A 26,566-nucleotide genomic window follows, 5' to 3' on the forward strand; every position below is an offset into this window, starting at 1 on the left:
ATGAGCCAATCCCAGGACACCGGCGTTACCGTCGAACCCGAAATCGCCTCCCGCGAGACGCTGGAGAAATACGATCGCGAAAGCGTGGTGCGCGACGGTCTGCCGCGGGGCGTGATGAGCTTCGTGACCGTGGTCTGTGTGCTACTGGCGCTGTTTCATCTGTACACGTCGTTCTCCGGGCCGCTGGTGGACGTGGTCCAGCGCAGCATCCATCTCTACGTGCTGCTCGGTCTGACCTTCGTGCTCTATCCGCTGACCAAGAAAAGCGCGCGCGATCGCGTGCCCTGGGCGGACGTGCTGTTCGCGGTGGCGGCCTTCGCGATCGGCTGCTACATGGTGTTCGCCTCGGATCGGGTGATCATGTCGGCGGGGCGTATCAACACCCTCGACATGTGGGTCGGGCTGGCCGCGCTGCTGCTGGTCATCGACGCTGCCCGCCGGGTCACCGGCTGGGGCCTGCCGGGTCTGGCGGCGATCTTTCTGGCCTACGGCTTCTACGCCAAGCTGTCGCTGTATCCGGAGTGGAGCCAGGCCATCGTACTGGCCACCACCCGCCAGATCGTGTCGCATCTGGTGTATATCACCGAAGGGCTGCTGGGTACCGCGATCGCGGTCTCGGCCAGCTATATCATTCTGTTCATCCTGTTCGGCGCGTTTCTGGTCAAGTCCGGGCTGGGGCAGCTGTTCAACGATCTGGCCCTGACCCTGGCCGGGCCCTCGCGTGGCGGGCCGGCGAAGGTGGCGGTGATCGCCAGTGGGTTTCTGGGTTCGATCAACGGGTCCGCGATCGCCAACGTGGTCACCACCGGCGCGTTCACCATTCCGCTGATGAAGCGCACCGGCTACAAGGCCAATTTCGCCGGCGCTGTCGAGGCGGCGTCCAGCGTGGGTGGCCAGATCCTGCCGCCGATCATGGGGGCGGCCGCCTTCATCATGGCCGAGGTGCTGGGCGTGGCCTATACCCAGGTCATGCTTGCCGGCATCATCCCGGCGCTGCTGTTCTATCTGGGTATTCTGTTCCAGGTGCACCTGCGCGCGCTGCGCAATGGGCTGTCGGGCATTCCCCGCTCCGAGTTGACGCCACTCAAGGACGTTATGCTCAAGCGCGGCCATCTGCTGGTGCCGATGGTCATTCTGCTGTGGTTGATCTTCGACGGCCGCGCGCCGTTCTTCGCTGCGTTCTGGTCGATCGCGGCGACCATTCTCATCTGCGGCACGCGTCGTCTCGTGGTCGGCCTGACCGTGATACTCGCCGCACTCATCTTCGAGCCGCAGATCATGGCGTTCTTCGATGGCCGCGCGGTGCCCGGCGTTTCCGACAGCCGCCTGTGGCTGTTCGCGATCATCGCGCTGCCGGTGGCGATCAACGCGATCCGCTCGCGTCTGCCGGTGGAATCCGAAATCATGGATATTGCCGATTGTCGCGATGCGATGGTGGAAGGCGTGCGCAACTCCATCCCGGTGGCGATCGCCTGCGGCGCGGTCGGCATCATCGTCGGCATCGCAACGCTCACCGGCATCGCGCTCGATGCCGCCGATGCGGTGGTCAGTCTCGGCCAGGCGATCCCCTCCGAGATGGTGCGCCTGCTGGTCACGCTCGCGTTGACAATGGGCGCGTCGATCGTGCTCGGCATGGGCCTGCCGAGTATTCCCTGCTACATCATCACCTCGACCATGGCCGCGCCGATCCTGCTGAACCTGCCGTTGTTTCGCGAACTGGCGGGTAGCAACGACACGGCCATCTTCGTGGCCCATATGTTCGTGTTCTATTTCGGCATCTTCGCCAACCTGACGCCGCCGGTCGCACTGGCCGCCTACGCCGGTGCGGGCATCTCCGGCGGCTCCCCCAATGCCACCGGCATCCAGGCAATGAAGCTCGCCATTGCCGGCTTCGTCGTGCCGTATATGTTCGTGTTCGCCCACAGCATGCTCATGATCGATGCCACCTGGCTCAGCGTCGCCACGGTCGCGGCCACCGGCGTGGTCGGCGTGCTGCTGCTCGCGATCGCGGTGGAAGGCTATCTGCGCGCGGAGCTGAACGTGTTCTGGCGGCTACTCGCGCTCGTCGGTGCGCTGGCGCTGATCTATCCGGGTTGGGTCAGCGACAGTGTGGGGGGCGCGATCGCCGTATTGCTGTTTCTGGTCGGCCGGCCCACGTCGCCGCCCGGGCGCGCGGCAACGCCTACCGCCTCGGCCGGCTAGTCTCTCGGGCGCGGCGTTTGCCCGGTACGCTGACCAGAACGACCCCGGCGATGATGGCCACGCCGCCGGCGATGAAATTCCAGGTCAGCGGATCGCCGAGCAGCAGGGCGCCGAAGGCCACGCCGAACACCGGCGACAGGAACGAGAATACGCCCAGGCGCGAGGCCAGGTAACGGCGCAGCAGCGCGAACCAGAGCAGCAGCACGCCGAAGGCGATGCCCAGCGTCTGAAAGGTCATGCTGGCGATGACGGCGGGGGTGATCTGGATCGACGCCATGTCGCCCAGCAGCACGGCGATGGTCAGTAGCGCGAAGGCCGCGATGCTCAACTGATAGGACAGGGTCAATACCGGGCGTTCTTCGGACAGTCGCGTCGTGCGGATGACCACCGTGGTCGCGGCCCAGCCCAGTCCGGCCATCGTACCCAGGAGATCGCCGATGATCAGATCGGGCACGGGCGGGCCGCCCACGCTCGATCCGGTCGGCGCCATCGCACAGACGATGCCGGTGAAAGCGATGGCGATGCCGGTCCAGTGGCGCAGCGTGAGCTGCTCACCGGGCACCAGAAAATGCAGCCCGAGCGCGGCGAATACCGGCGCGGTGTAGAGAAACACCGACATATGCGATGCGGTCGTAAAACCCAGCCCCAGTGCCACGAAGCAGAATTCGCTGGCAAAGCCGATGCCGACCGCCACACCCGGCCAGAACACCGCGCGCGCGTCTGCGATACGCACGCCGCGCATATAAGCCACGGCAATCACCAGCAGCGCGGCCAGCAGGGAGCGAATCCCGATCTGGGCGAGCGGCGTGATATCGGCGGCGACCCACTTGATCGCGACCTGTTGCAGACCGAGGGCGAGACAGAACACCAGCATCAGCAGGCTGCCCTGCATGTCCAGGGCCCGGCGGGCGACGACGGGTGTGACGGGTGCGGTGGTGGCCGAGGCGTATGCCATCGTAGTGCTGCGGTCGGTAACAGAAGGCGCATAGTGGAGCACCGCGCGTGCTCGCGGGCAAACGATTAAACTGACCGGCGAGGCTCAGGAAAACTCATGTGATGGACGAACGGCTTCCACTGAACGCACTGCGGGCATTCGCGGCCGCCGCGCGCCACGAGAGCTTCAAGAGCGCGGCCGGGGAACTGCATGTCACCGCCGGTGCGATCAGCCGCCAGGTCAAGCAGTTGGAGCAGCATCTGGGCATACCGCTGTTCGAACGCCAGGCCCATGGCGTGCGGCTCAACACGCGTGGACAACGTCTGGCCAGCGCCGTCGATGACGCCCTCGACGATATGGCCGCTGCCTACACCGCCGCGCGCGGCGATCGCGCCGCCAGCCGGCTCACCGTCAGCGCGCCGCCGTCGTTCATCCAGCACTGGCTGCTGCCGCGGCTGGCCGAGTTCGAAGCTCAGTACGCGGACGTGGAGATTGCGCTCGATGCCAGCCAGCGGCTCACCGCGCCCGAGTGGCACGGCGACGGCGCGCGTCTGGCGATTCGCTATGGCCGCGGGCCCTGGTCCGGTGTGCGCACGGTCAAGCTGCTCGATGACATGCTGTTTCCGGTGTGTGCGCCGCGGCTGCTGGCGCAGGGGCCGCCGCTGCACACGCCGGCGGACCTGGCCGGCCATCGGCTGCTGCATGTGGCCTGGCGATCGGCGACAAACAGGGCGTTTCCGGGCTGGCGTGAATGGCTCGACGCTGCCGGTGCGCCCCAGGTCGACGCCAGTGCGGGCCAGCGTTATTCGCTGTTCGGGCTGGCCCTGGATCAGGCCATCGCGGGCCGCGGGGTCGCGCTGGCGAGCAGCGTGGTGGTGGCCGATCGTCTGGCCAGCGGGGTGCTGGTGGCGCCGTTCGACCCCCAGACCGCCATGGCGTCACCGTGTATCTATGACCTGCTGTTGCCGCTGGAGGGCGAGGCGCCCGCGCCGGCGCGCGCCTTCATCGACTGGCTGATCGGCGAGGTCGAGGCGTTCGGCGTGACCGACCCGGTGATGGCGTATCGGAGCTAGGGCGGGCTGCCCCGGCAAGGCCTGGCGTTGTAGCATGGGCGTCCTGCAAGCGATCAGGCGCTGTGCGTTCGGCTGTCCGCGCGCGCCCCACCCGAGGAACGAGCCGACCATGGATGAAAACGTCACCGTTATCGACCACCCGCTGATCGCACACAAGCTTACCCTGATGCGGCGCAAGAATTCGTCGACCCAGAAATTCCGCAGTCTGCTGCGCGAGGTCGCGCATCTGCTGACCTACGAGATCACCCGCGATCTGGAATTGACCAGCGAACATATCGAAACGCCGCTACAGGAAATGGAGGCGCCGGTGCTGGCCGGCAAGAAGCTGTGCTTCGTGTCGATCCTGCGCGCCGGCAACGGCTTGCTCGAAGGCATGGTCGAGCTCATGCCCTCGGCGCGTGTCGGCCATATCGGCATGTACCGCGACCCGAAGACGCTGCAGGCGGTGGAGTATTACTCCAAGGTGCCGGGCGATATCGACGAACGCCGGGTGATCGTGGTCGATCCGATGCTGGCGACCGGCAACTCCGCGATCGCGGCACTCACGCATCTGAAGAAGCTGGGGGCGAAGAACTTGAAGTTCCTGTGTCTGCTGGCCGCGCCCGAAGGCGTGAAGGCGCTGCGCGAAGCGCACCCCGACGTGCCGGTATTCACGGCGGCGATCGACGAGCGCCTGGACGATCACGGCTATATCCGCCCCGGTCTGGGCGATGCCGGCGACCGGATGTACGGCACCAAGTAGCCGACGCGCTTCATGCATGGATAAATCGCGCGCTGCACCGTCGCGTGCTGCCGCGGTCAAATTCGGGATTCAAGGGGAGTTCATACATGGCCCAAGCCATGCACGACGGTGAGCCCACGGCCTACCGGCTGCGCCTTCGAGACGGCCTGCTCGGAGCACAGATGCTGTTCGTGGCCTTCGGCTCGCTGGTGCTGGTGCCCTTGCTTACCGGCCTGGATCCCAACGTGGCGCTGTTCACGGCCGGGCTCGGCACGCTGGTCTTCCAGGTGGTCACGCGCGGCCGGGTGCCGGTCTTTCTGGCCTCGTCGTTCGCCTTCATCGCGCCGATCCTCTACGGCGTCCAGACCTGGGGCATTCCTGGCACGCTGTGCGGGCTGATGGCCGCCGGCGGCGTCTATATCCTGATCAGTCTGCTGATTCGCTGGCGCGGCGTGGGCGTGATCACGCGCCTGCTGCCGCCGGTCGTCACCGGGCCGGTGATCATGGTCATCGGCCTGATTCTGGCGCCGGTCGCGGTCAATCTGGCGATGGGGCTCGACGGCAACGGCGAGACCGTGCTGGTCGACCCGGTGCCGGCGATGATCGTTTCATTCGTGGCGCTGACAGTCACCGTCGGCGTGTCGCTGCTGGCGCGCGGTTTCATGTCGCTGGTGCCGATTCTCTCCGGTGTCTTTGTGGGCTATCTCGCCAGCCTGCCATTCGGGCTGGTGGATTTCTCGGGCGTGGCCGCGGCACCCTGGTTCGCCGCCCCGGATTTCGTATTCCCGGAATGGAACTGGCAGGCGATTCTGTTCATGGTGCCGGTGGCGATTGCGCCGGCAATCGAACACTTCGGCGACATCGTCGCCATCCGCTCGGTGACCGGCAAGGATTACCTCAAGGATCCGGGTATCGATCGGACCATGCTCGGCGACGGGCTGGCCACGTCGCTGGCGGCCATGCTCGGCGGGCCGCCGAACACCACCTATTCGGAAGTTACCGGCGCGGTCACGCTCACGCGCGCCTTCAATCCGGCGCTGATGACCTGGGCCGCGGGCTTTGCCATCGTGTTCGCCTTCGTCGGCAAGCTCGGGGCGCTGCTGGCGAGCATTCCCACGCCGGTGATGGGTGGCATCATCATCCTGTTGTTCGGCGCGATCATCGTGGTCGGCATGAACAGCCTGGTGAAGTCGGGCGAGGATCTGTCCGAGCCGCGCAATATGGCGATCGTCGGTCTGATTCTGGTCACCGGCATCGGCGGCCTGAGTTTCTCCGCGGGCGAATTCACGCTGGAAGGAATTGCCCTGGCCGGTGTACTGGGCGTGCTGCTCAATCTGGTGTTGCCACGGGCTCGCTCACGGCGGGATCGGGGCGGCTGAATAAATTTGACATTGATCAATGTCAAAGTTTTACTGGGCCAAATAGCAACGCCCGGAAGAACTCATGCCGCAGACCGCCGCCAATGCGATCGACCTGCCCACCCGTGACGTGATCGTCATCGGCGCCGGATTTTCCGGCATCAACGCCGGTATCCGGCTCAGGGCCGAGGGCATCGAGGATTTTCTCATCCTCGAGCGCGCCGACGACGTCGGCGGCACCTGGCGCGACAACACCTACCCGGGCTGTGCCTGCGACGTGCCCTCGCATCTGTATTCCTATTCCTTCGAGCAGAATCCGGACTGGTCGACGACCTATTCCGGCTCTGCCGAGATACAGCGCTATATCCAGCGCTGTGCGATGAAATACGATCTGCACGATCATCTGCGCTTCGGGGTCGGCATCGTCCGCGCCGATTTCGATGACGCCGACGGGGTATGGCGGCTCACCGCCAGCGACGGCACGATCCATACCGCCCGCGCGGTGATCTCCGCGGTGGGCGGCCTGGTCGAGCCATCGACTCCGGCCTTCAAGAGCCGCGACGACTTCAAGGGCGCTGTTGTACACACCGCCCGCTGGGACCACGACGTCGACCTGGCCGGCAGGAAAGTCGTGGTGATCGGTACGGGCGCGAGCGCGATCCAGGTCATCCCGTCGATCTGCGACGAGGTGGCACAGCTGACCGTGCTCCAGCGCAGCGCGCCCTATGTCCTGCCCAAGGTCGACCGGGCGTTGCCGGAGCGGATGAAAGCCACGTTCCGGCGTCTGCCGTTCGCCCAGACGCTGTTTCGGCGCACCTTGCTGGCGATCACCGAAGGTCTGGTCGGCCCGGCGGTGATCCTGGACTCGCCCCTGGCCACGGGCATGAAGAAACTGGCGCTGCGCAACATGCGCACGGCGATCGAGGATCCGACGTTGCGGGAAAAACTCACCCCAGACTACGACATCGGCTGCAAGCGCGTGCTGTTCGCCAGCAATTATTACCCGGCGCTGGCGCGCGACAACGTGAGCGTGGAAACCACCGCCCTGGATTGCTTCACCGAAACCGGCATCCGCCTGGTCGACGGTCGCGAAATCGAAGCCGACGTGATCGTCACCGCCACCGGCTTCAAGATCAATATCGCCGAGCCGCCGTTTCCGATCGTGGGCGCGGGCGGCGAAACCCTGGCCGAGAAATGGGGCGGCCCGGGCGGCAAGGCCTACAAGGGCGTGGCCACCGCGGGCGTGCCCAACTGGTTCTTCATGCTCGGACCCAACACCGGCCCGGGCCACACCTCCGTGCTCGTGTATACCGAAGCCCAGGCGAAATACATCACCCAGGCGATCAGGACGCTGCTCGACAAGAACCTCACGGCGATCGCGGTAAAACCGAAAGTCATGCGCCGCTATCACGACAAACTGCAGAACCGGATGCGTTACACGTCGTGGACGTCCGGCTGCCAGAGCTGGTATCTGGACGCGCACGGCGAGAACCACACGCTGTTCCCCGGCCTGGCCACGGAATACGCGTGGTCGATGCGGCGCTTCAAGCTCAGCGAATACGAGGTCGTGTAGATCCTGAAACGAAAAAGGCCCGTCCACATATGGTGGACAGGCCTTTCTTCAGGACACCGCGTCAGCGCGCGCTACTTGACCACGTCGGCAATCGCGTTGCAGACATACTCGAGATTGGTGCTGGACAGGCCCGCGACGTTGGCCCGGCCGGACTTGACCATGTAGATGCCGTGCTTGTCGCGCAGCTTCTCCACATGTTCCGGCTTCAAGCCCGTGTACGAGAACATGCCGCGCTGCTCGGCCACATGGGCAAAGCGTTCGTCCAGACCGTGCGGGGCGAGCGCTTTGACGAAATCGCTGCGCAGGCCGTTGATGCGCGCCCGCATCTGGTCGAGCTCCTCGCGCCACATCTGCTTCAACTCGGGCGAGTTGAAGATGGTGGCCACGATGGCGCTGCCGTGTGCGGGCGGGTTGGAGTAGTTCTCGCGGGCGGTGATCGCCAGCTGCGAACGTACGTCTTCCATCTCTTCGCTGTTCTTCGCGATCGCGATGAAACAGCCGGTGCGTTCGCGATAGATGCCGAAGTTCTTGGAGCAGGACTGGGTGATGATCGCTTCGTCGAGATTTTCGGCCAGCAGGCGTACGCCGTAGGCGTCCTCGTCCATGCCATCGCCGAAGCCCTGGTAGGCGAAGTCGAGCAGCGGCAGCAGGGCGCGTGCCTTGACCACTTCGAGTACCTGTTGCCACTGGTCCTGCGACAGGTCGAAACCGGTCGGGTTGTGACAGCAGGCGTGCAGCAGCACCACGTCGCCCTCGGGGATTTTCTTGAGCGCACCGAGCATGCCGTCGAAATCGAGCCGGTTGTCGGCGTCGACATAGGGATATTTCTCGAGGTTCAGGCCGGCTGCAGCGAACACGCCGAGATGATTCGGCCAGGTCGGATCGGACAGCCAGATCGACTTGCCCGGCAGCTGCGAGGCAATGAAATCCGCGGCCAGGCGCAGGGCGCCGGTGCCGCCCGGCGACTGGGTTGCGCTCACGCGGTTGTCGGCCAGTAGCCGGCTGTCTTCGCCGAGCACGGTTCTGAGCACGTGGCTGCCGTAGTCGGGATCACCGTGCGAGCCGATATAGGCCTTGGTCTTCTCGCTTTCGATGAGCTGTTTCTCGGCCGCCTTGACCGCGCGCATGACCGGCGTGATGCCGTTGTCGTCGCGATAGACGCCCACACCCAGATCCACCTTGTTAGGGTTGGAATCACTCTTGAAGGCTTCGATGAGCCCGAGGATCGCGTCCCCGGGTACGCGTTCAATCGGTTCGAACATGCGTCGCATTTCCTCATTGGTTGCGCCGACGGAAGTCGCCGCAATACGGATTCGCGTCTAGTTTAACCGCTCGCGTAGGTCGCTGCCGAATGCGTCGGGGCCTGGGCCAAGCCCGTGCTGGAGGTCGTCGACGAGGTCGGCGCGGATTTCGCCGCCACCTCGGCCGGCACGGGGTGATAGCCGATGCGAAAGCCGCCCCAGTGCCGGCCGGCGACGTAGACCGGCACCGACAGATCGTGCATGACCTCGCCGGTATCGCGCTTGTAGGTCTGTACCAGCAGGGGCTGGTCGTGGTTGCCACAACGTCCGCCGGTGGCGTCGTCGAACAGACGTTTCTGGCGGCTGTACTTGAGGTCGGTCTCGTAATCACCCGTGGGCGGCCGACTCGAGCGGCGATTGTGGGTCGGTACGTAGCCGCGCCGGTCGCAGGTCATGGCGTAAGCGGCCTCCAGCGTCTCCAGTACCGGGTCCTGGATATCCGGCAGATGACGGTCGGTAAGACTGTCGTAGGCGGTGTGATACTTGGGCGGATTGGTGCCCGGAATCGGCAGGTAGCGGATCTCGAACAGGTCGCGCTCGGACAGCTCGCCGCTCTTGAGTGCCCCGGTGAGCACGGCGCCGATACGATCCGCGGCCTTGCGGGCGAGGGTGAACACCTGCTGGTGGCGGCTGTCGAGACGCTGCTGGGCCAGCTCGCCCTCGACCTCCTCGGCCGCCTGCATGAGCGTCTGCGCCTGTTCGGCGAGCGCATGCATATCGCGATTGCCGTCGTCGACATGCGTTTGAAGCACGCCCAGCGTTTCGCTGACCTGCTGGCTGTGGCCGCGGGTGTCGTTCATCGACACCGCGATCGCCGCGATCTCGGTGTCCACCACGTCGAAATCCCGGGTCATGGTGTTCAGGCGCTCGCCCACCGCCTCGATATCCTTGGCGCGATCGCCGACCCGGCGCATGAGATGACCGATGTTGTCGACCACCTTCTGGCTGCTGTCGCCGATCTCGTCGACCTGCGACTCGACCCGCTTGGTGGCTTCGGCGGTACGTTTGGCGAGATTACGCACCTCGCCGGCCACCACCGCGAAGCCACGGCCGTGTTCGCCCGCCCGCGCCGCCTCGATGGAGGCATTCAGCGACAGCAGGTTGGTCTGCTCGGCGATCTCCTCGATCAGCCCGGTCACGTCGCGCACGCTTTCGCTCTTGCGGCTCAGCGTTTCCAGCAGGGCCAGCGCGTCGTCGGAACGCGCCGCCAGATCGGCCATCTCGCCGATCACCTGATCCAGCGCCTCGCGGCTCTCCTGGCTGGCGTCGCGCGAGCGGCTGGCCAGTTCCGACACCTGGCTGGCGCTCGTAGAAACCTGGCTGATGGCGGTACTGATCGCCTGCATGCTGGCCGCCGCGTCGTGCACGATCGTCTCCTGTTCGCCCAGGCGGCGCGCCAGCCGGTCGGCGTGCTGCGATACCTCGGCGGAGACGATGGCGGTGCGCCCTCCGCGCCGAACCAGCCGATAGGCCATGCGGCGCAGCGACAGATAGTCGCGCGTCGCGGCGGGTCGGCCGCGGCGGTTCATCCGCTCCAGCCGTGTTTCATCGCCGTGATAGATCGCACCCAAGCGATCGTGGCACAGGCCGGCGAGCAGCCCGAGCAGGGCGGCGACATAGGCCCGCCACGCCGGCTCCAGATACGTGGCGGCCGCGAACGCCGCCGCCACGAGCAGCACGCAAAGTCCGGTCGATCCCCATCGTCTCATCGCATGTCCCCTGTGTCGGTGCCGGCCCTATCGGCGCGTGTCGCGGCGGCTTTAGCGGCTCGCGGTCCCGTGTCGATGCCGCGAGTCGGCTGGTACGACCGGGCGTGGCCAGGGTCACGATCTGACCCACCGGGATCGCTAATCTGTCGCGATGGACACCGCCTATCTGGACGAACTCAACGAACGCCAGCGCGAGGCTGTCACCCACGGCGAGGCCGGGTGCGGCGGCTATAGCGCCGGGCCACTGCTGGTGATCGCCGGTGCCGGCAGCGGCAAGACCCAGGCGCTGTCGCATCGCGCCGCGCATCTGGTGCTCTCGGGCGTGGACCCGCGCCGTATCCTGTTGCTGACCTTCTCGCGCCGCGCTGCCGACGAGATGGGCCGGCGCGCCCAGCACGTCATCGATTCCGTGCTCGCCGCGCGTGGCAAAAAGGGGCAGAGCGTGCGCCTGCCCTGGGCCGGCACCTTTCACGCCGTCGGTGCGCGCCTGCTGCGCGAGTACGCCGACAACGTCGGCCTGGCGGAGAATTTCTCGGTGATGGATCGCGGCGATGCCGCCGATCTGCTCGATGTCTGCCGCCAGGGGCTGGATCTGGCCCGTCGCGATCTGCGCTTTCCGCGCAAGGACACCTGTCTGGGCATCTATTCGCAGGTGATCAACCGCCAGGCCACGCTCGCCGAGGTCCTGTCCAGCCGCTACCCTTGGTGCGAGGCTCACCACGACGATCTCAAGCGCCTGTTCGCCGCCTATACCGAGCGCAAGCTCGACCGCGCGGCGCTCGACTATGATGACCTGCTGCTCTACTGGGCGATGATGGTGCGCGACGACGCGCTGGCGCTGGCCATCAGCGCGCGTTTCGACCATGTGCTGGTGGACGAATACCAGGACACCAACGTGCTCCAGGCCGACATCCTCGCGCGGCTGTGCCCGGATGGACGCGGTCTGTGCGTGGTCGGCGACGACGCACAGGCGATCTATGGTTTCCGGGCCGCCGAAGTCGACAATATCCTCGGTTTTCCAGATGCCTATCCCGGCACCCGTGTGGTCAAACTGGAACAGAATTACCGTTCCACCACGGCGATCCTCGACGCGGCCAATGCGCTGATCGACGAATCGTCGCGCAGCTATCCCAAGCGGCTGTTCAGCGCGCGTGGCGCCGGCGTGAAGCCGCGCCATGTGACCGTGACCGACAGCCACGATGAGGCCACCCACGTGGTCGAGCAGGTGCTCGCCCGGCGCGAGACCGGGGTAGCGCTCAAACAGCAGGCGGTACTGTTTCGCAACGCCCATCACGCCAACGATCTCGAGGTGGAGCTGATCCGCCGCGATATTCCGTTTCGCAAGTATGGTGGCCTCAAGTTCCTGGAAGCCGCCCACGTCAAGGATCTGCTCGCCCTGCTGCGGCTCACTGACAACCCGAAGAACGAGATCGCGGCTTTTCGGGTGTTTCAGATGGTGCCCGGCGTGGGCCCGGCGACGGCGCGCGAGGCCTACGATCATCTGGAGCGCCACAATCATTCACTCGCCAGCCTGGCTCGCTTCAAGGCGCCGCGAGCCGACCGCGAGGCCTGGCAGACGCTGATGGCTCAGCTCGCCGCAGCCGGCGATAGGTCGGCCGGCTGGCCGGGTCTGAGCGAGCCGCTGGCGCACTGGTACAAGGGCCAGCTCGAGGATCGCTTCGAAGCACCGGTGACCGCCCGGGCCGGCGATATCGATGATCTCGTGCGCATGGCCGGCCATTACCCCGAGCGCAGCGTCTTTCTCACCGAACTGACCCTCGACCCGCCCTCGGCCACCGGAGACCACAACGACGACGCCGATCTCGACGAGGATTATCTGGTGCTGTCGACCGTGCACAGCGCCAAGGGTCGGGAATGGGATAGCGTCTATGTACTACACGTCGCCGACGGCACGTTTCCCAGCGAGTATTCGACCCACAGCGCCACCGCGCTCGATGAGGAGCGGCGGCTGATGTATGTCGCCTTCACGCGGGCCAGGAATCAGCTCGAGATCATTTCGCCGCTGCGTTACTACGTCACCGAGCAGCATCGCCACGGCGACCGGCATGTCTATGGCGCGACCAGCCGTTTTCTGACGCCGGCGGTGATGGCGCATTTCCAGACCACGACCGACCGGCCCGCCGCGCGCGCGGTCGCCGAACAGGCCATCGCCAGCGCGCGCATCGATCTGGGCGCCGCCGCGCGCCAACTCTGGCAGTAATGGTTGCAGGCGTCCGGCATGCTCTGCTTCCGCGGCCGCACTGAGGGCGAGTAGCTCGGTCCGCAGGACGATAGCCTCGATGACGGTCATGATTTCGACGCTCTAACCCGAGCTGTCGTGAATCTCCTCGATGGCATGAACCACGCGCCCGATCACCGTCAGTGCTTCCATGCTCGCAGCGGTTTGCGCTAACGAAGCCGCCGGTTTCGCGGTGCGGAGACCCGTTCGTTGTTGCCGGTTGAGTGTCTTGATTCGGCGTCGGTGCGGGTCTGACCACTCGATCCACGCCTTTTCCGGACCATTCTGACTGGCGTGTAGGTGGCGCTTGAATGCGGCTATAGACCGGACGCGCGTGCTACATTTTTGCTATCCGCTTCGCGCCGAGGCCGCTGCCATGTCTTCACAACGAATCTCTGCCGGGCGGTTACCGACCGTGGCCGCACTCGCTCTGATGGTGGCGCCCATGCTGGCACTGCTGCCTGTCGTGCCGGCGTCGGCCGCCGACACGGCGCGGCAGGTCGCGCCCGCCCGCGCACAGGCGCGCGACCGGGGCGACGCCCACACCCGGCGCCACGGCCATGACGGCATCCCGGGGCAGCCGCAGTCGGTGTATCCCGAGGTGCTCATCGAGCCCGAGACCGAACACTGGCGCGGCAACTACGTGCCCGACAGTTATCGCCTCGACGGTTACGATGGCAAGCCTCGCGGCGCGGCCATCTGCAGCGGTGCGAGTGGCCGCACGATTTCCACGAGTGGCGCGGGCTGCCCCCTGGGACAGACGCCCGAGTCCGGTGGCCGCAGCTGGTCGACGCGGCCGTAACGGGGTCTGTTTCGGGCTCGCCTAGCGGGCGCTGTGCACGTGCTGTCGCTGCCCTCGGCGGCGGCGCGAAATCGCAGTAAAGTAATCCGCAGATGCTGCCGATAGTCGCGCTAACATTTTCAACGGGGGCGCCGCGGGTTCGGGCGCCGCTACGGAAGTACCTGCCATGGCTTCTTCTATCTCGTCTCTGGGCATCGGTTCCAATCTCGATCTGAGCGGGCTTCTCGACAGCCTCAAGAGCTCGGAGCAGTCACGCCTGACCCCGCTCAAGACGCAGCAGAGCAGCTTCAAGTCGCAGCTGTCGGCCTATGGCGTGCTGCAGGGTGCGCTCGAGCAGGTGCAGACCGCCAGCGAGGCGCTGGGCAAGGCCGATCTGTACAAGAGCACGCAGGTTGCCAGCGAGTCCGAGGCGTTCAAGGTTGAAGGCAGCGCCGATGCGGTGCCGGGCCGCTACTCCGTCGACGTCGATCGCATTGCCAAGGCGCAGTCGCTGGTCAGCGCCGGACAGGCAGCGATCGACAGCCCGGTCGGGCAGGGCGGCACGATCACCCTGTCGCTGGGCGATGGCGCGGGCAACGTGAGCAACAGCGTCGACATCGCCGTTGATCCGGCCGACAGCAGCCTCGAAGGCCTGCGCGACGCGATCAACGGCGCGGATATCGGTGTCAATGCGTCGATCATCAATGATGGCAGCGCCGCGGGCTATCGTATCGTGCTGTCGTCCGAACAGACCGGTACGGATTCGCAGATCAGCGTGGCCGTGGCCGAGCCGGCCGGTGAGACCGCGCTTTCGGGCCTGCTGGCCTATGACAGCGCCACCCATAGCGGCTCGATGCAGGAAACGGTCGCTGCGGAGAACGCCTCGGTGCGGGTCAACGGCGTCACCGTGGAAAGCCAGAGCAATACGCTCGAGGAGGCGATCCAGGGCGTGACCGTGACGCTGTCCGGCACCACCGAGCAGAGCGAAACGATCACCAGCAGCCGCGACGACGGCAAGATCAAGAAAGCGTTCGAGACCTTCGTGTCGGCCTACAACCGGCTGCAGAGCGTATCGTCCAGCCTGACGTCGTACGGCGGCGAGGACGGCACCAACGGCGTGCTGATCGGCGATTCCACCGTACGCTCGATCCAGACCCAGCTGCGCGGCGCGCTCAACACGCCGGTCGAGGGCTCGAGCTTCAATGCACTCGCCCAGATCGGCGTGTCGCTACAGAACGACGGCACCATGGAAATCGACGACGACACCTTCGATGCCGCGCTCGCCGACAATCGCGCCGACGTGGCCGCGCTGATGAGCGGCGACGGCAGCGACGAAAACAGCGGCGTGGCCGGGATGCTCGGGAATGCGCTCGAGCGTCTGGTCGGCGATAACGGCCTGCTGTCGGCCGCGAAGACCGGCACCGAGAATCGAATCGACGGCCTCGGCGATCGCATGGACAGCATGCAGGACTCCATCGACGCCACCATCGAACGCTACCGCCAGCAGTTCATCGAGCTCGACTCACTGATGTCCTCGCTCAATTCCACCGGCAACTACCTCACCCAGCAGTTGGGCATGCTGAACAACAACAGCAGCGACAACTCCAACTAGCAATATGGCGCCTAGAAATACGGCAACTGGATAAACGGTTTTCAAGGAGAATCAAATGGTCATGCATGCACGCCAGGCGGCGAATGCCTATGCCCATGTCGGCCTGCAGACGGGCGCCATGAGCGCCAGTCCGCATCAGCTGATCGTCATGCTTTTCGACGGCGCCCGCGCCGCGCTCAAGAAGAGTCAGTGGGCGATCGCGCAGAAAGATTTCGCGACCAAGGGCGTGGCGCTTTCCAAGGCCATCGATATCATCGAACGTGGTCTGCGCGCCGCGCTGGATTTCGAGCAGGGCGGCGAGATTGCCGAGCGCCTCGACAGTCTCTATGACTACATGGTTCGCACGCTGATGCGGGCGAACCTGCACAACGATGCCGCGCTGGTCCTCGAAGTGGATACGCTGCTGGAAGATATCGGTTCGGCCTGGAAACAGATCGGCGTCGCCGCCGTGCCTGCCTGACTACCTGGAGCGAGATATAAACGTGGAAATCAGCAACAACATCATCATCGATGAGTATCGGGACATCCTCGCCCGGGGCCACAAGATGCTCGCCCACGCCCACAACGGCGACTGGGACGCACTGGTGGCGCTCCAGGACGAGTATGTCTGTCATGTGGCGCAACTGGCCGATATCGAAAAGGAACTGGATCTCGATGAAACCACGCGCGTGCTCAAGTACGAGTTGCTGGTGGAAATCTGCCAGGCCGAGGACAGCGTGCGCGGCCTGCTGCACGCGCGCATGCGTGAGATCAGCGAGATCATGACCCAATCACGCAGCCGCCAGCGCGTGAGCCAGGCCTACGAAGCGGGCATGTCCGGCTAGCCTGCGGCTGCCGGAACCCGCTGTCCGTGGGCACGATAACGCCGATACTCGACACGCTGTTGCCGCAGGTGCTGGGCCGGCGCGGCGATATCGAGCGTTTCAGCGCGACGCGTCCGAACTCGCCGCTGTCGGCGATCGCCTCGGTCGCCGCGGTTCGCGAGACCCCGGGGCGCGGTGAAGCCGGTATCCGCGAGTCGGCGCTGGCGGCCGGACTGTCGCGTTCGGCGCGCGCGCCGGCGGCCGACGACGGGTCGGCTCGGCGTGCCGATGTGCGTCCCGCGGCGACCCAAGCCAGCGGCGCCCGGTTGGCGGCGGGGCCCGCACAGACATTGTCGCCGGCCCCCTCGGCGCATGCGCATCTGAGCCGAGCCGGAGCGACCATCGCAACGCTGCTGGGCCGATTGGCCCAGACCTCGGCGCCACCGGCGCCCATTCGCGCCCCGCTGCTGGGGCCGGCGAGCACGCCCAGTCCGGCCACGCTGGCCCTGATACTCAGCCAGCAGGTGAGCCACAGCGGCGTGTTCTACGAGTCGCACCTGCTGCAATGGCTCGAAGGCCGGCGGCCGATCAACCAGTTGCGCGAGGAGCCGCAAGCGCAGCTGACGCGTTCGGAAACGACGGCCGCAGCGGCGGCACGCGCTGTGGTCAGCGCGGTCGATTCGGGCGACGCCGATGGCGGCCGCCCGTCCGGTCAGGGCCACCATACGCTGTCGACGCTGGTCGACGACCGCCTGCTGGCGCTGGTGCGCCAGCAGCTGGATACGCTCAATCAGTCGATCTTTCGCTGGCAGGGACAGGCCTGGCCCGATGTGTCCCTGGATTGGCAGATCGAGCACGAAGAATCCGGCGAGTCGGAACCCGCGCCGGTGCCCGAGGACGTTGCGGCGCGCTATAGCACCTCGCTGCGGCTGGAACTGCCGCATCTGGGCACGGTCGAGGTGCGCCTGGCGCTGGCCGCCCGCCAGGTGCAGGTGTTTGCCTGGGCCGAACGCCCCGAGGGTGCGGCAATGCTCGGGGCCGATACAGCCACCCTGGTCGATCGTCTCGAGCGTGCCGGCTGCGGCCAGGCCAGCGTGCGTCTGATCCGCGATCCGGAGGGCGCAGCAGAATGAAGCCATCCGACATACCCGATAGCCGTGCCCACGCGGTAGCGCTGCGTTACCAGGACGGCGACGAGGCGCCACGGGTTGTCGCCAAAGGCTACGGCGATGTGGCCGACGCGATCATCGCCAAGGCACAGGCGCATGACCTGTATACGCACAAGTCCCCGGAACTCGTGCGCCTGCTCATGCATCTCGATCTGGATGAGCATATCCCGCCGGAACTCTACCGGGCGGTCGCCGAATTGCTGGTGTGGGTGTACGAGCTCGAGGCGGCAAGCGCGCGCGCCGATTAACCCGCGGCCGCGCGCCGACTCATTCCGCGGTCTTTGCAAAACTCGATTCCAGTCTCCGGACGGAATCGGCGAAGGTTTATACCCCAAGGTATCGCGCTGTATCGGCAAGTCTCTGCCACTGGAATCGGAGACGAAGCCGCCTTGTTTGTGCGTCAGAGGGCGTATAGTGTTGAATGCACATGCTTAATATGGTGCCTGCCAAAGACACATAACGAGGATGTTTTGGCGTGTATGAGCGTTTGTCTGAGGTGTGTTCGCTGCTTATCTAGTCTGCAAGAACAGCGAGCCGACGATCAGCCGTGAAAGAGCAAAGAATGCTTTTTCAGGGCAAGCCATCGCGCGCGTCTCGGCTGGTAGGGCTTAAGGGGGGGGGATGAGTACAGAGCACCTGCTCGACGATGTTCGAGATGTCAATCTGTCATATTTGTTGCTCATGCAGCGGCTGATCAACAGCGATCGCGAGTTGGCCATGTTTCGGCTCAAGATCGATGAGGAGATGGCTGACCTGCTGAGCAAGATTCCGTTGCCGGATCTGGTCAAGCTGGCGCGTTGTAACCAGTTGCTATGCCATTTCTCGCTCGGCGACGCGTCGGAGCTCTACTCGTTGGTGAATGCGGCCAAGGACGACGACATGCGCCGTGTCCATGCCGCAATTCTGTTGTCGAGTCAGGATAAGCGAGATCAGGAGCGGCGCGGCGGCGAACGACGCATCGGCGAGCGCCGCAAAGGCGAACGCCGTATCAATGCCGCCGGCGACTGGAGCGGGCCCGAGCAGCGACGCGGTGAGCGGCGCAAGGAGAGTCGCCGTTCACAGGTCGACCGTCGTAGCGGCGATCGGCGCGCCGGCCCGAACAAGCCGGAGTAGGTGGCGGTATAACCAGAATGTCGGAAAAAAGTGTAATCGACGAGGCCAAGCAGATCAGTCTCGCGATCGAACTCATCACCCTCGGTGCACGCCTGCAGGTGCTTCAGACCGAGACCCAGATAAGTCGTCGACGCCTGATCAATCTCTATAAGGAGATACATGGCGAGTCGCCGCCGAAGGGCATGCTCCCCTTCTCGACCGACTGGTATGTGACGTGGCTGCCCAACATCCATTCCTCGCTGTTCTACAACACCTATCTATACCTGCGCCGCAATCCCGCTCGTAGCCGCATGCAGGCGGTAGTCAACGCCTACCGGCTGTATCTGGAGCAGGTGCCGCTGCAGGATGACGGCAAGCCCGTACTCACACTCACGCGGGCGTGGATGCTGATTCGGTTCTTCGAAAGCGAGATGATGCAGTTGTCGAAGTGCACGCGCTGTGCCGGCAAGTTCGTCAGCCACGCCTACACGCTGGATCAGGATTTCGTCTGCGGGATCTGTCAGCCGCCATCCCGGGCCGGCAAGACCCGCAAGGCGGCGCGTGCCCGCGCCCGTACCGAGCGCTCCTCCTAGTCAGAAGCGCCGCCCGTGCCGAAGGTCGGTAGCCGGCCGCTGTTCAAGCTTTGTAACCGATTGCCGTTATGAGGGCGTAATAGTCCTCATTGTGCGTGGCATGCCACGCCGGCAAGGGAAGCATCGTGCTCATACTCGCGGGTTATTTCATCGTCATCGCTTCGGTCCTGGGCGGCTATACGCTGGTCGGCGGCCATATGGGTGCGCTGTACCAGCCCGCTGAGCTCATCATCATCTTCGGCGCGGGCCTGGGCGCGTTCGTGGCCTCGAACAACGGCAAGGGGATCAAGGCCACGATCCGCACCCTGCCCAAGTTGATGCGTGGCTCGCATTATCAGAAAAATGTCTGCCTGGATCTGATGACGCTGCTCTATCTGCTGCTGGCCAAGGCCCGCCAGTCCGGGATGATGGCGCTGGAAAAAGATATCGAGAATCCGTCCCAGAGTGCGCTGTTTTCGGCTTATCCCGGTCTGGTTGGCGACCCGCTGATCATGCAATTCATCACCGATTACCTGCGCCTGATGATCAGCGGCAACATGGATGCCATCGAGATCGAGGCGCTCATGGATCACGAGATCGAGACTTTCCAGCACGAGGCCGACATTCCGGCCAACGCGTTGGCCGCCATGGGTGATTCGCTGCCGGCGTTCGGCATCGTTGCGGCGGTCATGGGCGTGGTGCACGCGCTCGGCGCGGCCGCGCTGGACCCGGCCGGCATCGGGCCGCTGATTGCGCACGCCATGGTCGGCACCTTCCTCGGCATCCTGCTGGCCTACGGCTTCGTGTCGCCGGTGGCGGCGCGGGTGCGCGCACAGGTCGAGGACGTCAGCAAGATTCTGCAGAGCATCAAGGTCACGCTGCTCGCGCATCTGAACAACTATCCGCCCCCCATCGCCATCGAATTCGGGCGCAAGGCACTGTTCTCGGCCGAGCGGCCGTCCTTCGACGAACTCGAAAACCATGTGCGCGAAGTGAAGATGGCGCCGAGCCGCGAGGCCGGCGCATGAGCGAGCAAGGCTCACGGCGCCCGATCATCGTCAAGCGCAAGCGCCCGACGGCACATCAGGGGTCGCACGGTACCTGGAAGATCGCCTATGCCGACTTCATGACAGCGATGATGGCGTTCTTCCTCGTCATGTGGCTGCTCGGTGGTCTGAGCAAGGCGGAGATGGCCGAGGTCAGTGAATATTTTCGGACGCCTCTAAGCGTCGCCCTGGTCGGCGGTGATCGTAATACCGCCAGCAACAGCGCGATCCCCGGCGGTGGCGACGACCCGATCCACTCGGACGGCGAGGTGGCGCTCACGCGGCGCGATGCCACCAACTATACGGTCGATCGCAACCGGCTGTCGCAGCTCAAGCAGCGCCTGGAAAGCCTCATCCACGAGGATCCGGCGCTCAACGCCATGTCGTCTCAACTCAAGATCGAAATGGTCCACGACGGTCTGCGTATCCAGATCTTCGACGATCGCAACAAGCCCATGTTCCAGATTGGCAGCGCACGCATCGAGCCCTATGTGCGCGAGTTGCTCATCGCGATCGCGCCGCGGCTGGATCGGATGCCCAACAAGATCACGCTGACCGGCCACACCGACGACCTGCGTTATGCCGGCGGCGCGGCGACCTATAGCAACTGGGAACTGTCCAGCGATCGCGCCAATGCGGCTCGGCGGGCTCTGGTGGCGGCCGGCTACGCGCCCGACAAGCTGTTGCGGGTGATCGGCGCAGCGGCGACCGAGCGCGTGCCCGGCGACGGCCCGGGCGCGCCGGCCAACCGACGGATCAGTATTCTGGTGCTCAACGCCGAGGCTCAGGAGCGCATCGAGACCGAAGGACACGCCTTTGCGCCGTCGCCGAGCGTGCCCGCCGGACGTAGTGCCGATGCGCCGCGCCAGGCCGTGACGCCGCCCGTCGACGCCGCGCCCGTGCTGTCGCTGTTCGACGGCATGGACCTTTTCGTCCATCCCTTCCGGGCCCACGGGCTCGTATCGGCAGGGTTCTGACCACGGGCGCGCTGCCCCGCCAGGGGCGTGGCAACGCGCTGTGGCGCGACCGTTCCTAAAGTTTCGTGGCGCGCAAACGATAGTCGTCGCTAGTGAAGAGTGATTCACACGGCGCCTCGCGGTGCGGCCCAGCATGAGTCAGGCCATGGACATCAGTGATCTTTATCAGACCTTCTTCGACGAGGCCGACGAGCTGCTCGACGACATGGAGCGGCTGCTGATCAATCTGGATATTGCGGCGCCGGACGACGAGGATCTCAACGCCATCTTCCGGGCGGCGCATTCAATCAAGGGCGGCGCCGGGGCCTTCGGCTTCGCCTGCCTGCAGGACACCACCCACCTGCTCGAGAATCTGCTCGACCGGGCGCGCCATCACGAGCTGACTCTGGATCGCGCCATGGTGGATGTCTTCCTGCAGACCCGCGACATGCTCAAGGACCAGATCACGGCCTATCGCGAACAGGACACGCCCGACGAAGCGGCCTATGAGCGCATCTGTGCGACCCTGCGCCAACTCGCCGCGGACGACGCGGTTCCGCCCCCGATGCCTGAAACTGAAACGCCGCCGCAACCTGAGCCGCTGGCCGGCGATCCGCGCGTGCTCGAGATCACGATCCGTGCGGCCGTTGCCAGCGAACACGCCGTGCTGGTCGAGGAACTGAGCCTGTTCGGCGACGTTCTGGGGCAGGAGAGCAGCGCCGACCGGCTCACGGTGCGTCTGAGTTCGGACGAGTCCGAAGCGAATATCGAGTCGGTACTGTGCTTTATCGTCGACGCCGACCAGTTGTCTATCGTGCCGGTCGCCGATGTAGCTGGCGGGGCGGCCAGCGGCCCGGCGCCCGCGCCCGCGGACGAGCTGGCAGCGGCGAGCGGGGCCGAGCCGGCATCCGCGCCTGCAAGCGACGCGTCATCCGGCAAAGAGCCGGCGCCGGCCCGGGCCGACAAGCGCGCGGCGGGCACCGAATCGTCGTCGCTGCGCGTGTCCACCGATAAGGTCGACCGCATCATCAACCTGGTCGGCGAACTGGTCATCACCCAGTCGATGCTGGAACAGACCACCGCCGGCCTCGACCCGGATCTGGCTGCGCGCCTGGCCGAGGGCATGAACCAGCTGCAGCGCAACGCGCGTGACCTGCAGGAAGCGGTGATGTCGGTGCGCATGACGCCGATGGACTATGTCTTCAGCCGTTTCCCGCGGCTGGTACGCGATCTGAGCAGCAAGCTCGGCAAGCAGGTCGAACTGGAAACCCTGGGTGCGTCGACCGAACTCGACAAGGGCCTGATCGAGCGCATCATGGATCCGCTCACCCATCTGGTGCGCAACAGCCTCGACCACGGCATCGAGACGCCGGACGTGCGCGAAGCCGCCGGCAAGCCGCGCACCGGTACGCTGACCCTGGCCGCGCGTCATCAGGGCGGCAACATCCTCATCGAGATCCGCGACGACGGCGCGGGCCTGAACCGCGAGCGCCTGCTCGACAAGGCACGCCAGAACGGTGTGCCGATCGCCAACGTCATGAGCGACGACGATGTCTGGCAGCTGATCTTCGCGCCCGGCTTCTCCACCGCCGCGACGGTCACCGACGTGTCCGGCCGAGGCGTGGGCATGGACGTGGTCAAGCGCAACATCCAGCAGCTGGGCGGCCACGTCGATCTGGCCTCCGAGCCCGGCGTGGGCACCACCGTACGCATCGTACTGCCGCTCACGCTTGCGATCATGGACAGCATGTCGGTGCGGGTGGGCGAGGAAGTCTTCATCATGCCGCTCGGCGCGATCATGGAATCGATGCAGGTCAAGCCCGAACAGGTCAAGCCGATAGCCGGCGGCGGCTGTGTCATCCACGTCCGCGGCGAGTACCTCGCGCTGGTCGAACTGCATCGCGTGTTCGACGTGCCCCACGCCGAGACCGATCTGGCGCGCGGCATCGTCATGGTGGTGCAGAGCGAGGGGCGGCCGTTCGCCCTGTTCGTCGACGAGTTGATCGGCCAGCACCAGGTCGTGGTCAAGAATCTCGAGACCCACTATCGCAAGGTCCCCGGCGTGTCCGCCGCAACCATTCTCGGCGACGGCAGTGTCGCTCTCATTCTCGACGTGCTGGCCCTGTCTCGTCTGAGCCGCCAGCGTCAAAAAGCCGCGACGCGCGTGGATATGCCGTCCGTCATCATGGAGCAGGAGATCGTGTCATGAGTCAGGCAGTCGCTTACCAATCCCCGGATGAGAGCACGAACATGGAAGTGCTGGTGTTCACCCTCGCCACCGAAGAGTACGCCGTGGATATCCTCAAGGTGCAGGAGATTCGCGGCTACAGCGGCGTCACCCGCATTGCCAATGTGCCCGATTTCGTCAAGGGTGTGACCAATCTGCGCGGCGAAATCGTGCCGATCGTGGATCTGCGTGTGAAGTTCGACCTCGGCAGCGCGACCTATGACGCACACACCGTGGTGATCGTGCTCAACATCGGCGAGCGCGTGATGGGCGTGGTCGTCGACGGTGTGTCCGACGTGCTCAGCCTGAGCCCCGACCAGATCAAGGCCGCGCCCGACTTCGGCTCCAGTCTGTCGACCGAGTATCTGCAGGGGCTGGGCAGCATCGACGACCGCATGCTCATCCTGGTGGATATCGAGAAGATGATGACCAGCCGTGAAATGGCCATGGTCGAGCAGGCCGCGACGTGAGCCCGCGCCGCATCTTTTCAAGAGATTCGGCCGCCCGCCGATAGTGCTGCGGCGAGCGACGAAGGCGGGCAAGGGTGCCGGTGTCCGATCGATCGAATGTGAGGCAATGACGTGGCGGCTGCCCAGCACAATCGGGATCTGATCTTCACCGACCGTGACTTCGAGCGCATTCGTGCGCTCATCCACGCCAAGGCCGGGATCGCGCTCGCCACGCACAAGAGCGAAATGGCCTACAGCCGGCTGGCCAAGCGTCTGCGCGCGCTCGGCCAGCGGCGCTTCGCCGATTATCTGGCGCTGTTCGAGTCGCGGCCGGAACATCCCGAGTGGGAACATTTCGTCAACGCGCTGACGACCAACCTGACCGCCTTCTTTCGCGAGTCCTATCATTTTCCGCTGCTCGCCGCGCATGCGAAGACACGCCCCGGGCCGCTGTCGGTCTGGTGCTGTGCCGCGTCTACCGGCGAGGAGCCGTATTCGATCGCCATGACGCTGGTCGAGGCCCTGGGCGAGCGCGGCCGCGCAGCGCGTATTCTCGCCACCGATATCGACACCAAAGCGCTCGCCGACGCCGAGGCCGGCATCTACCCGCTGGCCGAGGTGAACAAACTTACCGAGGCACAGCGCAAGCAGTTCTTCCTGCGCGGCTCGGGTTCGCGCGCGGGCCTGGCGCGGGTCGCGCCGACGCTGCGTGACATGGTCGAATTCCGGCCGCTGAACCTGCTCTCGCGCGACTGGGCCATGAACGGCCCGTTCGACGTGATCTTCTGCCGCAATCTGATGATCTATTTCGATCAGGCCACTCAGCGCGCGGTGCTCGAACGCTTTGCCGGCCTGCTCAAGTCCGATGGCCTGCTCTTCGCCGGCCACTCCGAGAACTTTAGCCATATCACCACGGCGTTCACGCTGCGCAGCCATACCGTCTATGAACGCGCATCAGCGGTGCGTGCGGCCTCGTGAGCGTCGCCTCGAACAGTATTCTTGCCGGTCGCGACGGCTCGCGTCACGGGCTGGCCGCGTATGAGTATTTCGATTGCGACCACGGTTGCGACGCAGTGAAGCTGCTGCCGGGTGAGTACTACGCCACCGATCAGAACATGCTGCTGACCACGGTGCTGGGGTCCTGCGTCGCGGCCTGTCTGCGTGACCCGGTCGCCGGCGTGGGCGGCATGAACCACTTCATGCTGCCGGCGGCCGGGCCGGATACGCTCGTCGATCCGCGCGCGGCGATGCGCTATGGCGTACATGCCATGGACGCGCTGCTCGCGGCGCTGTACGCCGGCGGTGCACGCCGCGAGCGCCTCGAGGCAAAAGCCTTCGGCGGTGGCATGGTGCTCAACGACATGAAGATCGCGCGCATCGGCGAGGCCAACACGGATTTCCTGCGCCGGTATCTGGCCGATCGAGGCATCGCCCTGGTGGCCGAGGACCTGGGCGATCGTTGCCCGCGCCGGGTCAATTATTTCCCGTCCAGCGGGCGGGTGCTGGTACGCCGCTTCAAGCGCCACGACAAGGACCTGGCCGAGCGCGAGCTGGCCCTGGCGCGTACGCTCGCCCGCGCCGAGGCCGCGGCCCGCACCAGTGCTGCGGCGGTGCGCCATGGCCAGGGAGTCGAGTGATGGCGGATTCGATCAAGGTGCTCTGTGTCGACGATTCCGCGCTCATCCGCAGCCTGATCAGCGCCATCGTCAACGAACAGCCGGACATGCAGATGGTGGCCACCGCGCCCGATCCGCTGGTCGCGCGCGAACTGATCAAGCGGCACAACCCCGATGTGCTCACGCTCGACGTCGAGATGCCGCGCATGGACGGCCTCGACTTTCTCGAAAAGCTCATGCGCCTGCGGCCCATGCCGGTAGTGATGGTCTCGTCGCTGACCGAGCGCGGTTCCGAGATCACGCTGCAGGCGCTGGAACTCGGTGCCGTCGATTTCGTCGCCAAGCCCAGGGTGAACGTGCGCGACGGCATGCTCGACTACGGCGGCGAGATCGTTGACAAGATCCGTGCCGCCGCGCTTGCCAGCCCGCGCCGCAGCGTGCCGGCGCAGTCGTCACGCCTGCTTGCCGTGCCGCGCGTATCGAGCGAGAAACTGTTCATCGTCGGTGCATCCACCGGCGGCACCGAGGCGATCCGCGAATTGCTGGTGCCGATGCCGCCGGACGCACCCGCGGTGCTGGTCACCCAGCACATGCCGGCCGGTTTCACCCATTCGTTTGCGCGCCGGCTCGACTCCCTGTGCCGAATCCAGGTCAAGGAAGCCGAACACGGCGAGCGCGTGCTGCCCGGGCATGCCTATATCGCCCCCGGCGGCAGCGCGCATATGCGCCTGGCACGCAGCGGCGCCAACTATGTCGTTGCGCTCGACGAGGCACCGCCGGTCAACCGGCATCGGCCGTCGGTGGACGTACTGTTCGACTCGGCCGCGCGCCATGCCGGTCGCAATGCGGTTGGCATCCTGCTGACAGGCATGGGCAAGGACGGCGCTCAGGGTCTGCTGAAAATGCGCGCGGCCGGCGCGACGACACTGGCCCAGGACGAGGGCAGCTGCGTGGTGTTCGGCATGCCGCGCGAGGCCATTGCCATCGGGGCGGCGGCGCAGGTCGTGCCGCTGGGGCAGATGTGCGAACAGGCGCTGGCGGCGCTGGCCACCGATCACCATCGCAGCCTGCGTATCTGAGCGCGGGCCGCGATTTTCGACAACAGGCGCGGCTGCGCCGTAGCAACACTGATC

Annotated in this window: 23 protein-coding genes and 1 pseudogene; 21 read left to right on the plus strand and 3 right to left on the minus strand. The window is 65.5% G+C overall.

Going from position 1 to position 26,566, the window contains the following annotated elements; all coding sequences use genetic code 11:
• Positions 1-2,202 (plus strand): TRAP transporter permease, encoded by a 2,202-nt coding sequence (locus ACFOSU_RS09600; protein WP_380688851.1) that lies wholly within the window; start codon positions 1-3, stop codon positions 2,200-2,202.
• Here ACFOSU_RS09600 and ACFOSU_RS09605 read toward each other — a convergent pair.
• Positions 2,183-3,157, minus strand: coding sequence for a DMT family transporter (locus ACFOSU_RS09605; protein WP_380688853.1), 975 nt, complete (start codon positions 3,155-3,157; stop codon positions 2,183-2,185). The genes ACFOSU_RS09600 and ACFOSU_RS09605 overlap by 20 nt on opposite strands.
• A gap of 101 nt (positions 3,158-3,258) precedes the next feature.
• Between ACFOSU_RS09605 and ACFOSU_RS09610 the strand changes: the two genes are divergently transcribed.
• The 4 genes from ACFOSU_RS09610 to ACFOSU_RS09625 all read left to right on the plus strand — a co-directional run bounded on the left by ACFOSU_RS09610 (position 3,259) and on the right by ACFOSU_RS09625 (position 7,861).
• Positions 3,259-4,209 (plus strand): LysR substrate-binding domain-containing protein, encoded by a 951-nt coding sequence (locus tag ACFOSU_RS09610; RefSeq protein ID WP_380688855.1) that lies wholly within the window; start codon positions 3,259-3,261, stop codon positions 4,207-4,209.
• Between the two features lie 109 nt (positions 4,210-4,318).
• A complete protein-coding gene (gene upp, locus ACFOSU_RS09615; RefSeq protein WP_380688858.1) occupies positions 4,319-4,951 on the plus strand; it encodes a uracil phosphoribosyltransferase in 633 nt (210 codons plus the stop codon).
• 86 nt (positions 4,952-5,037) lie between these two features.
• Positions 5,038-6,309, plus strand: a complete 1,272-nt coding sequence (locus ACFOSU_RS09620; protein ID WP_380688860.1) for a uracil-xanthine permease family protein — start codon at positions 5,038-5,040, stop codon at positions 6,307-6,309.
• Between the two features lie 64 nt (positions 6,310-6,373).
• A complete protein-coding gene (locus ACFOSU_RS09625) occupies positions 6,374-7,861 on the plus strand; it encodes a flavin-containing monooxygenase (RefSeq protein ID WP_380688862.1) in 1,488 nt (495 codons plus the stop codon).
• 71 nt (positions 7,862-7,932) lie between these two features.
• Here ACFOSU_RS09625 and ACFOSU_RS09630 read toward each other — a convergent pair whose 3' ends face one another.
• Both ACFOSU_RS09630 and ACFOSU_RS09635 read right to left on the minus strand, forming a co-directional pair.
• Positions 7,933-9,123, minus strand: coding sequence for an amino acid aminotransferase (locus tag ACFOSU_RS09630; RefSeq protein WP_380688864.1), 1,191 nt, complete (start codon positions 9,121-9,123; stop codon positions 7,933-7,935).
• A 62-nt stretch (positions 9,124-9,185) separates the two neighbouring features.
• A complete protein-coding gene (locus ACFOSU_RS09635; protein ID WP_380688866.1) occupies positions 9,186-10,871 on the minus strand; it encodes a methyl-accepting chemotaxis protein in 1,686 nt (561 codons plus the stop codon).
• A 151-nt stretch (positions 10,872-11,022) separates the two neighbouring features.
• Between ACFOSU_RS09635 and ACFOSU_RS09640 the strand changes: the two genes are divergently transcribed.
• The 16 genes and pseudogenes from ACFOSU_RS09640 (at position 11,023) to ACFOSU_RS09715 (ending at position 26,512) form a co-directional block, all read left to right on the plus strand.
• Entirely contained in the window at positions 11,023-13,092 is a 2,070-nt protein-coding gene (locus ACFOSU_RS09640) for an ATP-dependent helicase (RefSeq protein WP_380688868.1), read from the plus strand.
• Positions 13,093-13,525: 433 nt separating this feature from the next.
• The gene (locus tag ACFOSU_RS09645) at positions 13,526-13,912 is read left to right on the plus strand and encodes a hypothetical protein (protein WP_380688870.1); all 387 of its coding nucleotides are present in this window, start codon (positions 13,526-13,528) and stop codon (positions 13,910-13,912) included.
• A gap of 166 nt (positions 13,913-14,078) precedes the next feature.
• Positions 14,079-15,503 (plus strand): flagellar filament capping protein FliD, encoded by a 1,425-nt coding sequence (gene fliD, locus ACFOSU_RS09650; protein WP_380688872.1) that lies wholly within the window; start codon positions 14,079-14,081, stop codon positions 15,501-15,503.
• Between the two features lie 61 nt (positions 15,504-15,564).
• The gene (gene fliS, locus ACFOSU_RS09655; protein WP_380688874.1) at positions 15,565-15,963 is read left to right on the plus strand and encodes a flagellar export chaperone FliS; all 399 of its coding nucleotides are present in this window, start codon (positions 15,565-15,567) and stop codon (positions 15,961-15,963) included.
• A gap of 22 nt (positions 15,964-15,985) precedes the next feature.
• Complete coding sequence (locus ACFOSU_RS09660) at positions 15,986-16,327, plus strand: flagellar protein FliT (protein ID WP_380688876.1); 342 nt, start codon at positions 15,986-15,988, stop codon at positions 16,325-16,327.
• Between the two features lie 26 nt (positions 16,328-16,353).
• The gene (gene fliK, locus ACFOSU_RS09665) at positions 16,354-17,439 is read left to right on the plus strand and encodes a flagellar hook-length control protein FliK (protein ID WP_380688878.1); all 1,086 of its coding nucleotides are present in this window, start codon (positions 16,354-16,356) and stop codon (positions 17,437-17,439) included.
• Positions 17,436-17,723: an EscU/YscU/HrcU family type III secretion system export apparatus switch protein gene (locus tag ACFOSU_RS09670; protein WP_380688880.1), complete on the plus strand. Its 288-nt coding sequence runs from the start codon at positions 17,436-17,438 to the stop codon at positions 17,721-17,723. Before fliK ends, ACFOSU_RS09670 begins: the two co-directional genes overlap by 4 nt.
• 373 nt (positions 17,724-18,096) lie before the next feature.
• A pseudogene (flhD, locus tag ACFOSU_RS09675) lies at positions 18,097-18,390 on the plus strand (flagellar transcriptional regulator FlhD); the annotation flags it as partial.
• 215 nt (positions 18,391-18,605) lie between these two features.
• Positions 18,606-19,160 carry a flagellar transcriptional regulator FlhC gene (gene flhC, locus ACFOSU_RS09680; RefSeq protein ID WP_380688881.1) on the plus strand — a complete coding sequence of 185 codons (555 nt, stop codon included), beginning with the start codon at positions 18,606-18,608 and terminating at the stop codon, positions 19,158-19,160.
• Positions 19,161-19,285: 125 nt separating this feature from the next.
• The gene (motA, locus tag ACFOSU_RS09685) at positions 19,286-20,167 is read left to right on the plus strand and encodes a flagellar motor stator protein MotA (RefSeq protein WP_380688884.1); all 882 of its coding nucleotides are present in this window, start codon (positions 19,286-19,288) and stop codon (positions 20,165-20,167) included.
• On the plus strand, positions 20,164-21,162 hold the full coding sequence (gene motB, locus ACFOSU_RS09690) for a flagellar motor protein MotB (protein ID WP_380688886.1): 999 nt from the start codon (positions 20,164-20,166) through the stop codon (positions 21,160-21,162). The genes motA and motB overlap by 4 nt, the downstream gene beginning before the upstream one ends.
• Positions 21,163-21,307: 145 nt before the next feature.
• On the plus strand, positions 21,308-23,350 hold the full coding sequence (gene cheA, locus ACFOSU_RS09695) for a chemotaxis protein CheA (protein ID WP_380688888.1): 2,043 nt from the start codon (positions 21,308-21,310) through the stop codon (positions 23,348-23,350).
• Complete coding sequence (locus ACFOSU_RS09700; RefSeq protein WP_380688890.1) at positions 23,347-23,838, plus strand: chemotaxis protein CheW; 492 nt, start codon at positions 23,347-23,349, stop codon at positions 23,836-23,838. The genes cheA and ACFOSU_RS09700 overlap by 4 nt, the downstream gene beginning before the upstream one ends.
• Before the next feature lie 111 nt (positions 23,839-23,949).
• On the plus strand, positions 23,950-24,795 hold the full coding sequence (locus ACFOSU_RS09705; RefSeq protein ID WP_380688892.1) for a CheR family methyltransferase: 846 nt from the start codon (positions 23,950-23,952) through the stop codon (positions 24,793-24,795).
• Positions 24,792-25,454 (plus strand): chemoreceptor glutamine deamidase CheD, encoded by a 663-nt coding sequence (locus ACFOSU_RS09710; protein ID WP_380688893.1) that lies wholly within the window; start codon positions 24,792-24,794, stop codon positions 25,452-25,454. Before ACFOSU_RS09705 ends, ACFOSU_RS09710 begins: the two co-directional genes overlap by 4 nt.
• Positions 25,454-26,512, plus strand: coding sequence for a protein-glutamate methylesterase/protein-glutamine glutaminase (locus ACFOSU_RS09715; protein WP_380688895.1), 1,059 nt, complete (start codon positions 25,454-25,456; stop codon positions 26,510-26,512). The genes ACFOSU_RS09710 and ACFOSU_RS09715 overlap by 1 nt, the downstream gene beginning before the upstream one ends.
• The last annotated feature ends 54 nt before the right edge of the window (positions 26,513-26,566 follow it).

Origin of the sequence: Salinisphaera aquimarina (assembly GCF_042643355.1) — a bacterium.
Lineage (GTDB): Bacteria > Pseudomonadota > Gammaproteobacteria > Nevskiales > Salinisphaeraceae > Salinisphaera > Salinisphaera aquimarina.

What these genes read in the sequence shown, in the direction of transcription:
- ACFOSU_RS09625 (WP_380688862.1), top strand. Translation starts at nt 6,374, where the DNA reads ATGCCGCAGACCGCCGCCAATGCGATCGACCTGCCCACCCGTGACGTG.
- fliS (WP_380688874.1), top strand. Translation starts at nt 15,565, where the DNA reads ATGCATGCACGCCAGGCGGCGAATGCCTATGCCCATGTCGGCCTGCAG.
- ACFOSU_RS09605 (WP_380688853.1), bottom strand. Translation starts at nt 3,157, where the DNA reads ATGGCATACGCCTCGGCCACCACCGCACCCGTCACACCCGTCGTCGCC.
- ACFOSU_RS09635 (WP_380688866.1), bottom strand. Translation starts at nt 10,871, where the DNA reads ATGAGACGATGGGGATCGACCGGACTTTGCGTGCTGCTCGTGGCGGCG.
- ACFOSU_RS09640 (WP_380688868.1), top strand. Translation starts at nt 11,023, where the DNA reads ATGGACACCGCCTATCTGGACGAACTCAACGAACGCCAGCGCGAGGCT.
- ACFOSU_RS09670 (WP_380688880.1), top strand. Translation starts at nt 17,436, where the DNA reads ATGAAGCCATCCGACATACCCGATAGCCGTGCCCACGCGGTAGCGCTG.
- upp (WP_380688858.1), top strand. Translation starts at nt 4,319, where the DNA reads ATGGATGAAAACGTCACCGTTATCGACCACCCGCTGATCGCACACAAG.
- ACFOSU_RS09610 (WP_380688855.1), top strand. Translation starts at nt 3,259, where the DNA reads ATGGACGAACGGCTTCCACTGAACGCACTGCGGGCATTCGCGGCCGCC.
- ACFOSU_RS09630 (WP_380688864.1), bottom strand. Translation starts at nt 9,123, where the DNA reads ATGTTCGAACCGATTGAACGCGTACCCGGGGACGCGATCCTCGGGCTC.
- motB (WP_380688886.1), top strand. Translation starts at nt 20,164, where the DNA reads ATGAGCGAGCAAGGCTCACGGCGCCCGATCATCGTCAAGCGCAAGCGC.
- fliD (WP_380688872.1), top strand. Translation starts at nt 14,079, where the DNA reads ATGGCTTCTTCTATCTCGTCTCTGGGCATCGGTTCCAATCTCGATCTG.
- ACFOSU_RS09600 (WP_380688851.1), top strand. Translation starts at nt 1, where the DNA reads ATGAGCCAATCCCAGGACACCGGCGTTACCGTCGAACCCGAAATCGCC.
- flhC (WP_380688881.1), top strand. Translation starts at nt 18,606, where the DNA reads ATGTCGGAAAAAAGTGTAATCGACGAGGCCAAGCAGATCAGTCTCGCG.
- ACFOSU_RS09620 (WP_380688860.1), top strand. Translation starts at nt 5,038, where the DNA reads ATGGCCCAAGCCATGCACGACGGTGAGCCCACGGCCTACCGGCTGCGC.
- ACFOSU_RS09700 (WP_380688890.1), top strand. Translation starts at nt 23,347, where the DNA reads ATGAGTCAGGCAGTCGCTTACCAATCCCCGGATGAGAGCACGAACATG.
- cheA (WP_380688888.1), top strand. Translation starts at nt 21,308, where the DNA reads ATGGACATCAGTGATCTTTATCAGACCTTCTTCGACGAGGCCGACGAG.
- ACFOSU_RS09715 (WP_380688895.1), top strand. Translation starts at nt 25,454, where the DNA reads ATGGCGGATTCGATCAAGGTGCTCTGTGTCGACGATTCCGCGCTCATC.